14 protein-coding genes and 1 riboswitch are annotated in these 14,571 nt (G+C 28.5%); of the genes, 11 read left to right on the forward strand and 3 right to left on the reverse strand.

The window, feature by feature from the left end; translation table 11 throughout:
• Window positions 1-95: 95 nt before the first annotated feature.
• The 10 genes from K5V21_RS01080 (at window position 96) to speB (ending at window position 10,695) form a co-directional block, all read left to right on the forward strand.
• A complete protein-coding gene (locus K5V21_RS01080) occupies window positions 96-563 on the forward strand; it encodes a YbaK/EbsC family protein (protein WP_221858414.1) in 468 nt (155 codons plus the stop codon).
• Between the two features lie 649 nt (window positions 564-1,212).
• Window positions 1,213-1,845, forward strand: a complete 633-nt coding sequence (locus tag K5V21_RS01085; RefSeq protein ID WP_221858415.1) for a DUF2238 domain-containing protein — start codon at window positions 1,213-1,215, stop codon at window positions 1,843-1,845.
• A 275-nt stretch (window positions 1,846-2,120) separates the two neighbouring features.
• Window positions 2,121-2,405 carry a 50S ribosomal protein L7/L12 gene (locus tag K5V21_RS01090; RefSeq protein WP_221858416.1) on the forward strand — a complete coding sequence of 95 codons (285 nt, stop codon included), beginning with the start codon at window positions 2,121-2,123 and terminating at the stop codon, window positions 2,403-2,405.
• Between the two features lie 191 nt (window positions 2,406-2,596).
• Window positions 2,597-3,244, forward strand: coding sequence for an HD domain-containing protein (locus K5V21_RS01095; protein ID WP_221858417.1), 648 nt, complete (start codon window positions 2,597-2,599; stop codon window positions 3,242-3,244).
• A 64-nt stretch (window positions 3,245-3,308) separates the two neighbouring features.
• Window positions 3,309-3,869, forward strand: a complete 561-nt coding sequence (locus K5V21_RS01100; RefSeq protein WP_221858418.1) for a GNAT family N-acetyltransferase — start codon at window positions 3,309-3,311, stop codon at window positions 3,867-3,869.
• A 294-nt stretch (window positions 3,870-4,163) separates the two neighbouring features.
• Window positions 4,164-6,035: a multicopper oxidase family protein gene (locus K5V21_RS01105; protein ID WP_245000596.1), complete on the forward strand. Its 1,872-nt coding sequence runs from the start codon at window positions 4,164-4,166 to the stop codon at window positions 6,033-6,035.
• Window positions 6,036-6,685: 650 nt separating this feature from the next.
• Complete coding sequence (speD, locus tag K5V21_RS01110) at window positions 6,686-7,513, forward strand: adenosylmethionine decarboxylase (RefSeq protein ID WP_221858420.1); 828 nt, start codon at window positions 6,686-6,688, stop codon at window positions 7,511-7,513.
• Window positions 7,514-7,531: 18 nt separating this feature from the next.
• Complete coding sequence (locus K5V21_RS01115; protein WP_221858422.1) at window positions 7,532-8,986, forward strand: aminotransferase class I/II-fold pyridoxal phosphate-dependent enzyme; 1,455 nt, start codon at window positions 7,532-7,534, stop codon at window positions 8,984-8,986.
• 13 nt (window positions 8,987-8,999) lie between these two features.
• Window positions 9,000-9,854, forward strand: coding sequence for a polyamine aminopropyltransferase (gene speE, locus K5V21_RS01120; RefSeq protein ID WP_221858424.1), 855 nt, complete (start codon window positions 9,000-9,002; stop codon window positions 9,852-9,854).
• Complete coding sequence (gene speB, locus K5V21_RS01125; protein WP_221858426.1) at window positions 9,841-10,695, forward strand: agmatinase; 855 nt, start codon at window positions 9,841-9,843, stop codon at window positions 10,693-10,695. The genes speE and speB overlap by 14 nt, the downstream gene beginning before the upstream one ends.
• Window positions 10,696-10,865: 170 nt before the next feature.
• Here speB and K5V21_RS01130 read toward each other — a convergent pair whose 3' ends face one another.
• Both K5V21_RS01130 and K5V21_RS01135 read right to left on the reverse strand, forming a co-directional pair.
• Complete coding sequence (locus K5V21_RS01130) at window positions 10,866-11,558, reverse strand: radical SAM protein (RefSeq protein ID WP_221858428.1); 693 nt, start codon at window positions 11,556-11,558, stop codon at window positions 10,866-10,868.
• Window positions 11,559-11,575: 17 nt separating this feature from the next.
• On the reverse strand, window positions 11,576-12,283 hold the full coding sequence (locus K5V21_RS01135) for a B3/B4 domain-containing protein (protein WP_221858430.1): 708 nt from the start codon (window positions 12,281-12,283) through the stop codon (window positions 11,576-11,578).
• Between the two features lie 57 nt (window positions 12,284-12,340).
• A riboswitch (guanidine-I (ykkC/yxkD leader) is annotated at window positions 12,341-12,436 on the reverse strand.
• 318 nt (window positions 12,437-12,754) lie between these two features.
• Between K5V21_RS01135 and K5V21_RS01140 the strand changes: the two genes are divergently transcribed.
• Window positions 12,755-13,291, forward strand: coding sequence for a tetratricopeptide repeat protein (locus tag K5V21_RS01140; RefSeq protein WP_221858431.1), 537 nt, complete (start codon window positions 12,755-12,757; stop codon window positions 13,289-13,291).
• Between the two features lie 159 nt (window positions 13,292-13,450).
• On the opposite strand, the gene K5V21_RS01145 is transcribed toward K5V21_RS01140, so the two are convergent.
• On the reverse strand, window positions 13,451-14,539 hold the full coding sequence (locus K5V21_RS01145; protein WP_221858432.1) for an ATP-binding cassette domain-containing protein: 1,089 nt from the start codon (window positions 14,537-14,539) through the stop codon (window positions 13,451-13,453).
• Between the last annotated feature and the right edge of the window lie 32 nt (window positions 14,540-14,571).

Consider the following 14,571-nt stretch of genomic DNA (forward strand, 5'->3'; position numbering starts at 1 on the left):
ATATGTTACAATTAACTCGTAATAGTATAATAGTGTGTAAGAATTATATAATAGTAAAACATGATTAACTTAAAATAGAGAGGAAAATAAAATATATGTATAACAATATCAAAAACATTTTAAAAGAAAACAATATAAAATTTGAAGAATATGACCATGAACCTATTCTATCATTTGAAAAAGCAAAAGAAGTAAGAGAAAGATTACAATATAACGGAGTAGAAAGCAAAAGTTTATTTATAAAAGACAAGTCTGGAAATTACTATATATTTGTAACAACAGAAGGGAAAAAACTAGATTCAAAAGTTGTAAAAAATATTGTAGGTGGAAAAGTATCTATCTGTTCAGGAGAAGAACTAATGCAAATAACACAATGTATGCCTGGATGTGTATCACCTTTTGGATATGAAGAAAATATATCTCTTATAATAGATGAAGATATATTTAATCATGATAAAATAATTTTCTCACCAGGAGTACCAGAAAAGACATTTATTATTAAATCTAATGAATTTAAAGAAGTACTAAACAATATAAATAATACAGTTTATAAATACGTATAATAATGATTCTGCTCACAATTTTAATTTAGCATAGTTTGGATTCAGAAAACATAACAGTAGAAGTCATGCTTAAAGAGAGCATTAGCAAACTACACCAAGTACAGACAACTTGTGATATTGCTATAATAATTACTGTTAATTCTCAAAATTAATATATTGCGAAGATACAATTAAATATAAATTAATGAAAATACCGTATTATTTAGAAAGAAATATGCGGTATTTTTAGTTCTTAATTCCAAGATATTATGTACTAAATATATAAGGATAAATTAGTATATGAAATATATCATAAAAGAATCGGAAAATATAATTTTGAGAAAGACTAAAGTTGAAAATTTAGAATTTGTTATTAATGTAGAACGACAGAGAGCAAATGCTCAATATTATAGGTTAATGGACAAAAGATCAACAAACTATAATTAATGTTGCAGACAATTGGCTAATCTTATCATTTTTATTTATCACTTTGATAACTTGTCTGCATTTTTTTCTGAGGTATTAATCATTAATTTTATTAGGAAATAAAATGGTATTTCCCATAACAAGCAATATACTCCATATATTAGATATGGAATGTGATTATATCATTATGATATCATAAATAAAAATAACATCATTTCCATACTTAAATAACAAAGGAGGAAACATGACGAATGATAAAAAATTTCACTTACTACTACTACTTACTTTAATTGGTGTATTTATATGGTCAGCGATTAATCCTAAAGACTTATTTACATGGTTTTTAGAAATTTTACCAGCACTAATAGGGAGTTTAGTATTGATATATTTATATCCTAAATATAAGTTTTCAAATTTTTTATATCTACTTATTTGGATACATTCAATAATTCTAATTGTTGGAGGGCATTATACTTATGCTGAAATGCCTGTTTTTAATTTGATTAGAGATACTTTTGGTTTAAGTAGAAATTACTATGATAGATTAGGTCATTTTGCACAAGGGTTTATTCCTGCAATCATAGTAAGAGAAGTGCTTATAAAAAATGAAGTTTTAAATAAAAAGAAGTATTTATCTTTTATAGTTATTTGTATATGCCTTACGATTAGTGCTTCTTATGAGTTACTTGAATTTGGAGTTGCAAGGGTTACTGGAGATAGTGCTGAATCATTCTTAGGAACACAGGGAGATATTTGGGATACACAATGGGATATGTTAATGGCATTAGTAGGCTCTATTACTTCTTTGAGTTTATTGAAATCATATCATGATAAAAAACTTAATCAAGAAATTTTAAAAGATATACGGAAAACTTGATAAATTTAGATTTTTATATAAGATATAATCAATCATAATGTTAAGATATTACGAAGATACAATTAAATATAAATTAATGAAAATACCGCATTATTTAGAAAGGAATATGCGGTATTTTTTGTTCGCAATTCCATAATATTTCGAACTAAATGATCTTTGAAAATTGAATAATACGGTATTTATAAAATATGTTATAATTTACTTAAAACGGTAGTAATTTTTGAGTTAGAGAAATTAGATTTTGGAAACTATTATTTTTATCAGGAGGAAAACACATGGAATACGTTATTTCTGTACTATTGATTATTAGTGGTATGCTGGCATTTAATGAAATCTCTATATTAAAGAGAAGAGTAAAAAGTCAAGAAGATTGTCTAAATCAATTATGCAAACTAACAGGACATGACAACTTATCATCTTATTGGGTTTCAGATGAATTAAAAGAACTCGCCATTCATCTAAAACGAACTGGAAAAGAAGTTGAAGCTATAAAAAGAATTCGTGAACAAACACAAATGTCTCTAATAGAAGCAAAACAGTATGTTGAAAAATTAGATTAGTTGATAGGAATACGAATGTGTTAAAATACAGTTTGTTGATTAGAATATTTAAGATATAAGGAAAAATATAATTAAAATACCGTATTATTCAAAATAGAATATACGGTATTTAAAATTTATATGAAAATTTTGGTATAATTAATTCGTGATTGTCAATCTTATACTATAAATTAAATTGTCAGGAGGAAATAATGGATAATATTATGAAAGACAAATTAATTAATATCACAAAAGAAAAGTTTCAAGAGGGTGATTCAGCTCATGATATCTATCATACTCTTAGGGTTTTAAAAAATGCTGAATTTATAGCAAGGAAAGAAAATGGAGATTTAGATATTATTGTTCCTTCTGCATTATTTCATGATATTATTTGCTATCCAAAAGATAGTGAGAAGTCAAAATATTCAGCAGGTGAGAGTGCAGATTTTGCAGCTAGTATATTAGAATCATTACCTTATTATCCTAAGGATAAAATATCAAAAGTGCACACATCAATAAGAGAATGTTCATTTTCTAAAGGTATAATTCCAGAATTCCTTGAAGCTAAGATATTACAGGATGCAGATCGTTTAGAGGCAACAGGAGCCATTTCTATAATGAGAACCTTTGCCTCTGCTGGGTTAATGAATAGTAAGTTATATAAATTTGATGACCCTTTTTGCAGGGAAAGAGATCCAGATAGTTTAAATTACGCTTTAGACTTATTTTATAATAGGCTTTTAATAGTAAAGGATTTAATGCATACTGAAACTGCAAAAAATATTGCAGAAAGACGAACTAAAATTTTGTATGATTTTTTAAATTCTTTAGAAGAAGAACTATATGAAATAGAAGTATGAGGGAATAATTAAGTTAGTAATTGTTATATATATTGTTAATTAAGGAATGTATAAGGGGGCTATTATGAATCATAAGGGAACAAAAAGAATAGAGACTAAAAATTTAATTTTAAGAAAGTTTGAATTATCAGATGCAGAGGCTATGTATAAAAATTGGGCGAATGACTCAGAGGTTACAAAGTTTCTTACTTGGAAACCACATGGTAACATTGAAGTTTCGAGGGATATCTTAAAAAGTTGGATAGATGAATATGAAAATTCAAATTTTTATCAATGGGCTATTGTACTAAAATCAAATGGAGATGAACCTATTGGATGTATAAGTATTGTACGTCAAGATGAAGAGATAGGAATGGTTCATGTTGGTTATTGCATCGGGAAAAAGTGGTGGAATCGAGGGGTTACTTCAGAAGCACTAAATGCTTTAATTAAATATTTTGTAGATGAGGTTGGAGCAAATCGTATTGAATCAAGACATGATCCGTTAAACCAAAACTCTGGAAAAGTAATGATGAAATGTGGATTGAAATACGAAGGAACAATGAGAAAGGCAGATATAAATAATCAAGGAATTTGTGATTATTCTATGTATGCATTACTTGCAGAAGAGTATCTTAGAGAATAGTAGTAAAATAATTTGATAGTATTAACTATAATTGGGCTATAATAATTTAAAATATAAAGTTTAATTTAAGAGTTATGTAAAGTAATATATAAGATTTAAAGAAGATATATTAAGTAATTAAGTGTAGTTATCTAGATTAGATAACTACACTTTTTTGTCTTAACCATTTCTTTAAATTACTTTTGATAATTTCAAATACTAAACTATACAAAACACAAACACATAGCACATTCATATAATGTAGTAAGTTTTTAACAAAGGCAATATATAGCGTAATAAAAGGATGTGAATACAATGGAGATTAATAAGAAAGAAATAGAACTTAATAAGGAAGAGGAGCAGATTAAAACAGAAAAGCTAACGGGAAAAGAAAAGGGTCAGGTTAAAAAGGAAGAAAAGCCAATGGAGGAAGAAAAGGGTCAGGCTAAAAAAGAAGGAGAGCTAAAGGAAGAAGAGGAAGTTAAAACGGAAGAAGAGCTAAGGGAAGAAGGGGAAGTTAAAAAGGAAGAAGAAGAGATGAAAAAAGAAGAAGAGGAAGTTAAAACAGAAGAAGAAGCAAATGAAGAAGAGGAGAAAATTAAAAAAGAAGAAAAGCCAAGTAATAGAGACGGAAGACAAAATAGAAAAGTTAACCCTTCTGATCCGGACACTATTTCTAAATTTAGAGATCCTTTAGTGATTCCCCCTATTGCAAGATCAATAAATAGTTGTGATAACACAAATAAAAATCCTTATTATAATATTGTAATGAGGGAAGCAAGACATAAATTCCATAGGGATTTTCCATTCACTAAAATATGGGGATATAATGGAATATATCCTGGACCAACTATTGAGGTAGCTAAGGACTCAGCTATTTCTGTAAAGTGGACTAATTACCTTCCTGATAAACATTTCCTTCCAATAGATCATAGTCTTCATAGTACTATTGATCTTCCAGATGTGAGAAGCGTAGTTCATGTACATGGAGCAAATGTAGACTCTGATAGTGATGGTCATCCAGAAGCTTGGTTTACAAAAGATTACTCACAGGTAGGAAAAAAATTCACAAGAAAAGTTTATGAATATACTAATCATCAACCAGGTACTACTTTATGGTACCATGATCATTCTATGGGGATAACAAGATTAAATGTTTATGCTGGTCTTGCTGGTTTCTATATTATTAGAGATAGTTTAGAAAAAAGACTTAATCTTCCTAGGGGAAGATATGAAATACCACTTCTTATACAAGATAAAAGCTTTAATGAGGATGGTTCATTATTCTACCCTGATAGAGTAGTAAATAATCCAAATGCGCCGATCCCTTCAATAGTAGGGTTATTCTTTGGAAACACTATAGCGGTAAATGGAAAGTTATGGCCTTATCTTAATGTAGAGCCTCGTAAATATAGATTTAGAATTTTAAATGGTTCTAATGGAAGACCATATGATTTAAGCTTATCAAATGGTGAAAGTTTTTATCAAATAGGTACTGATGGTGGATTCATTGATCACACGATGGAGGTTTCAAGCATAACTTTAGAACCAGCTGAAAGAGTGGATGTTATCATAGACTTTTCAAAATTTAAAGGAGAAGAGATTACATTATTAAATTCAGGATTTGGTGCTGACAATAATACTAATGTAATAATGAAATTTAAGGTTGTTATGCCTTTAACTGATGCAGATACAAGTGAAATCCCAGAAGAAATAAATCATGCTGAGCCTATAAATCAAACTTTAGTTAAAAATACTAGATTCCTACCACTAACTCAAAGATTAGATAGATTTAATAGACAAATGTTCTTATTAGATGATAAAACTTGGACAGATCCTACTACTGAAAAACCTGAAATAGATAGTATAGAGATATGGAATATAATAAATACATTCCCATTTCCACATCCTATTCATGTGCATTTAGTTCAATTTAAAATACTAGATAGGACACCTTTTGATGTTGAAGAGTATCGAAGAACAGGAGAAATTGTGTTTACTGGACCACCAGAGGAACCTTTAGATTTTGAAAAGGGATTTAAGGATACGGTAAGAGTTGATGGTGGAAAGATTACAAGAATTATTATGCACTTTAAAGATCATGTAGGTGACTTTGTATGGCATTGTCATATACTTGAACATGAGGATTATGATATGATGAGACCTCTTAGGGTTCTAAAAGATTAGTTTAAATATCTAATTACAATGGTAAAAAAATAAGAGACTCATTAATATATTTCTAATTATAGAAAATATAATTAGAAAGTTTATGGTGTGTATTAAGTTATAAAAGTCATATAAATAAAATATATAAATTAAATGTAAATAAATATGAATTTAATACGTTTTTAGAGTATAAAAACGTATCAATATATCTAGAAAAAATGATGAAAATGCATTGAATCATGTAAAAAGACAATGTGAGTAAATACTAAAAAGGCAGATATACAGGGAGGTATATCTGCCTTTCATATTATAAAATAGTATAAATTTAGCACTCTAAAGTAATAAAATCTGTTATGAATGCAAATTCATAAAGATTTAACATAGATTTAACATTGAAATTTTAAAAATAAATTTTAAATTTAGGTTTTTTACTTTTATAGGAAATAAGGGATTAGATATAAGTTATATCAATGCTTAATAAAAATTTGATTATAATAGTTGGCTGTTTAGTAATACTAAATTTTTTATTTAGTATTTGTTTAACAAAAGATAATATTTTGAATAAATGTAATTAAGTTGAATATATGTAAGTTTATAGTGATAGAAAAAAGAAAAATTGTAATATATAATAAAGCCGAAAAATCTGAAATTTAGCTAAATATCAAAAAGTAATGAGAAGAGGTGTGTATGCAGTGAGTGAAAAAATAAAACTTTATGGATTTAATAATCTAACAAAAACATTAAGTTTTAACATCTATGATGTTTGTTATGCAAAAACAGAAAGAGAAAAAGAGGATTATATTAAATATATAGATGAGCAATATAATTCAGAGCGTTTAACAAAAATATTATGTGATGTAACAGAAATAATTGGAGCCCATGTACTTAATATTTCAAGACAAGACTATGAGCCACAAGGGGCTAGTGTTAATATCCTTATCACAGAGGAGGCACTACCAGTTGCCAATATTGATCCATCCTGTAACAAGGGGGAACTTTCATATGTGGATCTAAGAGATAGTATTGTGGGTCATTTAGATAAGAGTCACCTTACTGTGCATACATATCCAGAGTTTCATCCAAACAATGACATCATTTCTTTTAGAGTTGATATTGACGTTTCAACTTGTGGGATGATATCTCCATTAAATGCATTAGATTATTTAATAAATAGTTTTGACTCAGATGTAATCACTATGGATTATAGAGTTCGTGGATTTACAAGAGATGTTGATGGACGCAAGTGTTATATAGATCACGAGATGAAGACAATACAAGATTTTATAGATGACAATATATTAAAGCGTTATGATGCTATGGATGTAAATATGTATCAATCAAATATATTCCATACAAAGATGATGGTTAAAGATATTAAATTAAATAATTACTTATTCAATTCAGATCCATATGAATTATCACCAGATGAGAGAAGAGACATAAGAGATAGACTGACTAAAGAGATGATAGAAATTTATTGTGGAGTGAATGTTTATTAAGAAGGGAGGCTTAGTTTTTTGAATAAATTATCTCAAGAAAATGCCCCAATATATGAGGCGCTAAAGTGGTATAGAAACCAAAGAATAGTTCCTTTTGATGTGCCAGGACACAAGCAAGGTAGAGGAAATGAAGAACTTAGAGAGTTTTTAGGGGAAGATTGTTTATCAGTTGATGTAAATTCTATGAAACCTTTAGATAATCTTTGCCATCCAACATCAGTAATTAAAGATGCTGAAAGTTTAGCTGCAGAAGCTTTTGGTGCAGATAGAGCATTCTTTATGGTAAATGGAACAACTTCAGCAGTACAAGCTATGATTATGACTGTTTGTAAAGATGGAGATAAGATTATAATTCCAAGAAATGTTCATAGATCAGCTATTAATACTTTAATAATAGCTGGAATAAAGCCAGTTTATATTAATCCTGGAACACATGAGAAAACAGGTATTTCACTTGGAATGTCTATAAAGGATATAGAAAAAACAATACTAGAGAACAAGGATGCTAAAGCTATTTTTGTTAACAATCCAACTTATTATGGAATTTGTTCTCCACTTAAAGAAATAGTTAAGTTGGCTCATGAACATGGCATGTATGTTTTAGTTGATGAAGCACATGGAACACATTTTTACTTTGATAAGAATCTTCCACCATCAGCTATGGAAGCTGGTGCAGATATGGCAGCTGTTAGTATACATAAGACAGGAGGTTCTTTAACTCAAAGTTCAATTCTTCTTATGAAGTGTAATAATATAAATCCTGATTATGTAAGAACAGTTATAAATCTAACTCAAACAACAAGTGCATCTTATCTTTTATTATCATCTTTAGATATTGCAAGAAAGAATCTTGCAACTAATGGTGAAAAGATTTTTGAAGACATAGTAGAACTTGCAGAGTATGCAAGAAACGAAGTAAATAAAATTGGAGGCTACTATGCTTTTTCAAAAGAAATTGTAAATGGCGATAATATTTATGATTTTGATGTAACTAAATTAACTATAAATACTTTAGGGGTAGGACTAGCTGGAATAGAGGTATACGACATATTAAGAGATGACTATGGAATACAGATAGAACTTGGTGATACAGCTAATATTCTAGCAATAATATCAGTTGGTGATACAAAGTACAACATAGAAAGACTTGTATCAGCTTTAAGTGAGATTAAGAGAATCCACAAGAAGGAAGGGATTTTTATATTTGATCATGAGTATATAAATCCAATAGTTAAGGTTACTCCAAAGGAAGCATTTTATGCAGAGAAGACAAGTATCCCTCTGAAAGAGAGTGAAGGCAGAATAACAGGAGAATTTGTTATGTGTTATCCACCTGGAATACCAATATTAGCACCAGGGGAGCTTATAACAAAAGAGGCAATTGAGTGTATAGAGTATTCAAAATCAAAGGGAAGTTTAATAACTGGCCCTCAAGATATGAATATTGAATATATAAACGTTTTAATAGATTAAGGAGGTATGGAAAATGGAATTATGGTACACAGAAGAACATACAGATAAGGTTAGATTTTCAATTAAGGTTGAGGAGCAATTATTTAAGGGGCAAAGTGATTTTCAAAGAATAGATGTTTTTAAATCACAGGAGTTTGGAACTTTCTTTACACTAGATGGACTTATGATGGTAACAGAGAAGGATGAATTTATTTATCACGATATGATAGTTCATGTTCCCATGGCAACAAATCCTAATATAAAAAATGTATTAGTAATTGGAGCTGGAGATGGTGGAACTGTAAGAGAGCTTACAAGATATGAATCAATTGAAAAGATTGATATGGTTGAAATTGATAAGATGGTAGTTGATGTATGCAAGGAATACTTACCTCAAACTGCTTCAAAGCTTGATGATGAGAGAGTAACTTTATACTTTGAAGATGGATTAAAGTTTGTAAGAACAGTAGAAGATAAGTATGACTTAATAATTGTTGATTCAACTGACCCATTTGGACCAGGAGAAGGATTATTTACAAAAGAATTCTATGGAAACTGCTTTAAAGCTCTTAAAGAAGATGGGATTTTAGTAAATCAACATGAAAGTCCATATTATGAGGAATATGCAAAATCAATGAAGCGAGCTCATAAGAGAATAAAAGAATCATTCCCAATATGCAGAGTATATCAAGCACATATTCCAACATATCCTTCAGGACATTGGTTATTTGGATTTGCATCAAAGAAATATGATCCAATAAATAGTGAAAGCATAGAAGAGTGGAATAACTTAGGATTAAAGACTAAGTACTATAATACAGACCTTCACAAGGCTTCATTTGCTCTTCCAAACTACGTAAAGGAAATGCTAGAAGATGCAAATGAATAAGAATGTTAGTACATTTATAGGCTGTGAATCAGAGTATGATAAGTCAAGTGTTGTAGTATTTGGAGCACCTTTTGATTCAACTACATCCTTTAGACCAGGTACAAGATTTGCAAGTCAAACTATGAGGCTTGAATCTTGGGGACTTGAAAGTTATAGTCCATACCAAGATGATGACCTTTATGACATGAATATATTTGATGGTGGAGATTTGGAATTACCTTTTGGTAATACAGAAGGCTCACTTAAATGTATAGAGGACTTTGCAACTAAAGTAGTAGAAGATTTTAAGATTCCGGCTATGATTGGGGGAGAGCATTTAGTAACACTTGGAGCATTTAGGGGAGTATTTAAGAAATATCCTGATGTTCATGTAATACATTTTGATGCTCATGCAGATTTAAGAGATAGTTATTTAGAGCAAAAATTATCTCATGCAACAGTTCTTCATAGAGTTTGGGACTTAGTTGGAGATGATAAAATATTTCAATTTGGAATACGCTCAGGGGATAGAGAGGAATTCCTTTGGGGAAAAGATCATGTATTTACAAACAAATTTAACTGCGACAACTTAGAGTATGCAATTGAGAAAGTTAAAGAGCATCCAGTCTATGTAACTATAGATTTAGATGTGTTAGACCCATCAGTATTTCCTGGGACAGGAACTCCAGAACCAGGAGGAATAGAGTTTAATACCTTACTAAATTCTATTTTAAAGCTTAAAGGATTGAATATTGTTGGTTTTGATATTAATGAATTATCACCACAATATGATCAAACAGGAGTATCAACTGCTGTTGCATGTAAGGTGCTTAGAGAAATGTTACTTATAACAAATAGGTAATCTAAAAGAGTTTAAATATATTTTAATTGATTGAATTTCTAAAAAAGAAGCTAGAGAGAGGTATGTACTTTCTCTGACTTCTTATGGTTTTAAAAAAAGGATGTCTATTTGACATCCTTAAAATTTTTAGTATAAAAATTATGTATAAGTATTACTGAATACTTAGCAATTTACTGAATACTTAGTAATTCATTTGAAATTTCCTTAAATCTTTCATCGCTTATACCAAGCTTTTCCTTAAATATTTCATCATCCATTCTTACAACAATTACCTCATTAGGAGATATTTCTTTGATGATATTTTTAATTTTTTCGATTGATTCGTCATCATCGTTATAGCCTTTAATTATAGTTATTTCAAATATAAATTTCCCTTTATATTGTTTATTAAATGAAATCATATTTGAAATATATTCTTCTAATGTATATCCTTCAATAGGTCTTTGGAGTTTTTGGAAATCTTCTTCTGTTATTACTTTTATCTCTCCAATAACCTCATCACATTTATTAGCAATTTTTATATATTCATCTCTATCTAGTAAATATCCATTAGATAATAACCTTACAGGTATATTCTTGCTTTTGATAAGATCAATTATATCGTCAATTTTATCATTTACTAGGGCTTCACCTTTTGAGTTAATAAATACTAAATCTGCTTTTGTATCGTCTATCATACGTTCTAACTCAATTAATGAACTATCTATTTTATCAAATGATTTTGGGGTATCTACCTTATTTTGAGTTCTTCCAATAGGACAAAATATGCAGTCAAAGTTGCAATGCTTTTCTGGTAGTATATTAACTTCTAGTACCCTTTTTTCATCTTCAATATAAATATCTTTATAAGTAAAATTACCCATCACCGTAGCCCCCTAAATTACTGTATTGATACTTCTTTATTGTTAATATCAATAATAGAAATATTACATGTTCCACCTAAATCTCTCTGAACTGTTTCTGCTAAGTCTTTTAAAGCATTTTGGAATTCATCTAATCTTTTTTCATCAATTAATTCTATACATAAAAAAGCATTCTTTGTATTTTCAGTTAGCATGGTTCTTACTGATTCACGCCAATTAAAACACCTACAAATTGCACCTTCATTATCTTTATATACTATTTCACCTTCATAAGGTGGTTCACTTTTATCTGTTCCCAATGTAACAAAATTTTCATCTCCAACTGCTTTAGTTAACTTTATATCTCCAACAAATGTATCAATATCCTCACCACCACATGGTAATCCATATTTTAATGAAATAGAGTTATAAATATCAACTAGAGGATTAATAGTTCCTAGGTGATTTCCATTATGTACTCTCTTTAGTAACGCTTCAATAGATGATCTTGCACCTTTCTTTTTCTTAAACTTTTGAAAGGCATCTCTCCATACCTTTATAACTTCATTACTACTAAATTCTGGATTAGTTAAGTAATTTAAAGCTTCCTTTTCTGAAGAAGAAATAATATCTTTATATTTATCTTCATTTTTAATAGTGTTGTCTATTCCATCGCAAACAACAACACCAATCTTAGCATTAGGGAATATGTTCCAAAAGTCATCTTCAACAATAAATTTTTTCATTAGAATGTACCTCCTTAAAAATAAAAAATAAAAAAAGCCATAGGAATATTATTAAATATCTCCCAGGCTTTTATCCTTCCGTGTACACAGTTAATTGTGCGTTTTCTCTCGGACCTGCTAGTTAAAAACTACGGAACCCTAGAAAACTTAAATATATAATTAAATTACGATTTACAAGTCTAAATTTATAAGATAATTTTATCATACTAGTAAGTTTAAATCAAACATACGACTTGCTTTATAGAGCTTAATAAAATTTGCGAAGTTTTTAAAATAAAACAATAGATTGTAATTGATTTAATTTTTAAAAGATAAGAGAGCGAGATAGAACTCTTTCTAGCCTTCTTTCTTTTAGCAAAGGTTAAATTTATTATCCTTTTTGAAAACTTATTGTTAAATCCCAATTTACTTAATTTTATTATTATATAATGAAGAAAAGATAGTAAAAATTAAATATAGGGGGAAGTTAAAATGAAGATATTAAATAAAAGAATATTTATAATAATTGGAGCAATAATTTTATCACTTGCATTTGTTGGTTGCGGTAACGACGTAGTTACAAAGTCACTAAATGAAGCAAAACAAGATATAAATAATAAAGATTATGCAAAGGCAATGGATGCTCTGCAAATAGTAATAGACCAAGATAGTAATAATAAAGAAGCAAATAATCTTATGCAAATATTAGGAAATTATAATGGAGCAGTAATTCACTATAAAGATAAAGAATATAAGGCTGCTGAAAAGGAACTTAATGAAATAACAGCAGATTATAGTAACCTTGCTATTAAAGGTGATATAGATGAATTGAAGAGTGAAATTGCATTCCAAGAAAGTAAAACAAAGGTTGTAGATGAATATATAAACAAAGCAACTACATTGATAAAGCAAAAGAAATATAAAGAAGCTGATGCTGAGATAAAGAAAATAGATGTAAATTCACCAAGTAAAAAGCAACTAGAAAAGATTAATACTTTAAATAAGACTATAAAAGAGAATATTAATTAAAAGGAAAGAGACTATAATAAAATGGAACCTATAAGATAGACAATCGAAAAAGAGAGTCTATCTTATAGGTTCTTTTTTTGTACAATAAATTTAAGAGGTAAAAAAATCGTAATTTCGTATAAATTTTATTTGGTTAAATTATAATATCTTATATAATTTTTATTTATACCATTTACTTTGAGCTTCAAACATATCTTTATATTTTCCATTTTTATTTATTAAATCATAATGAGTCCCTATTTGAATTATTTGACCTCTTTCTAATACTATTATTTTATCTGCTATTTTAGCAGAGCCTACTCTATGAGTTACGATAATAGAAGTTTTACCTTTAGAAATTTCTTTAAATTTTTTATAAAGTCTAGTTTCTTCAAGAGGATCTATTGTGGCAGTTGGTTCATCTAAAATTTTAATTGATGAATTATTTATTATACTTCTAGCCATCGCAATGCGCTGCCATTCTCCACCAGATAAATCAACACCTTTTTGGTGAAATTTTCCTAGATTGCTATCTAAATCATTTTGAAGATTATTGGCTAGATTATTTAAATCTAATAAATCTAGTGCATCATATAGGTTATCAATATCATAGTTATTTATATTTCCAACAAGAATGTTATCCTTGAATGATATAGAATATTTTGCAAAATCTTGATATACAACTGAGAATAATGATTTAATCTCATTTTTACTATAATTCTTTAATGTAATTCCATTTATAAGTATTTTTCCTTTAAAATTGTCATACAATCCAGTTAAAAGTTTTGTTATAGTAGTTTTACCACAACCGTTGCTTCCAACAAACGCATAATGTTTACCAGCCACAATTTTAAAATTAATATTGTTTAATATGTAATTACTTGTTCCTGGATATTTAAAAGAAACATTTTTAAATTCAATTGTTTCAAGATTAAATAAGGAACTAGAAGGTTTAGCTAAGTATTCTTTATTCCCGTCAAGATTTAGAAGGCTCGAAAGATCTTTAAGATACTCTTTATTTTTTGCAAGGGAATCTGCAGCTTCTGGTAATTGCCATGATAAATTTTGTATTAAAGAAATTATATTATTTACTATAGAAATAAAAAGTCCTATTGATAAATAGCCTGTTTTTACTGGAAATATAAGAATTAATATAATAATTGAGCATAGAAGTGACGTTATTATTCCACTTAGTTTTGCCCTTATAAACCATTTAAGTTTTACTTTAAATTGTATTTTTATTGATATTTCATACTGTTGATGCCACAAATCATTTATTTTATCGCTATATTCAAATATGC

Source organism: Clostridium sardiniense (genome assembly GCF_019753795.1).
Classification (GTDB): domain Bacteria; phylum Bacillota; class Clostridia; order Clostridiales; family Clostridiaceae; genus Clostridium; species Clostridium sardiniense.

Bases quoted from the DNA above. Each gene is read 5' to 3' on its own strand.
- K5V21_RS01080 (WP_221858414.1), top strand. From the start codon at position 96: ATGTATAACAATATCAAAAACATTTTAAAAGAAAACAATATAAAATTT.
- K5V21_RS01085 (WP_221858415.1), top strand. From the start codon at position 1,213: ATGACGAATGATAAAAAATTTCACTTACTACTACTACTTACTTTAATT.
- K5V21_RS01090 (WP_221858416.1), top strand. From the start codon at position 2,121: ATGGAATACGTTATTTCTGTACTATTGATTATTAGTGGTATGCTGGCA.
- K5V21_RS01095 (WP_221858417.1), top strand. From the start codon at position 2,597: ATGGATAATATTATGAAAGACAAATTAATTAATATCACAAAAGAAAAG.
- K5V21_RS01100 (WP_221858418.1), top strand. From the start codon at position 3,309: ATGAATCATAAGGGAACAAAAAGAATAGAGACTAAAAATTTAATTTTA.
- K5V21_RS01105 (WP_245000596.1), top strand. From the start codon at position 4,164: ATGGAGATTAATAAGAAAGAAATAGAACTTAATAAGGAAGAGGAGCAG.
- speD (WP_221858420.1), top strand. From the start codon at position 6,686: ATGAGAAGAGGTGTGTATGCAGTGAGTGAAAAAATAAAACTTTATGGA.
- speE (WP_221858424.1), top strand. From the start codon at position 9,000: ATGGAATTATGGTACACAGAAGAACATACAGATAAGGTTAGATTTTCA.
- speB (WP_221858426.1), top strand. From the start codon at position 9,841: ATGCAAATGAATAAGAATGTTAGTACATTTATAGGCTGTGAATCAGAG.
- K5V21_RS01130 (WP_221858428.1), bottom strand. From the start codon at position 11,558: ATGGGTAATTTTACTTATAAAGATATTTATATTGAAGATGAAAAAAGG.
- K5V21_RS01135 (WP_221858430.1), bottom strand. From the start codon at position 12,283: ATGAAAAAATTTATTGTTGAAGATGACTTTTGGAACATATTCCCTAAT.
- K5V21_RS01140 (WP_221858431.1), top strand. From the start codon at position 12,755: ATGAAGATATTAAATAAAAGAATATTTATAATAATTGGAGCAATAATT.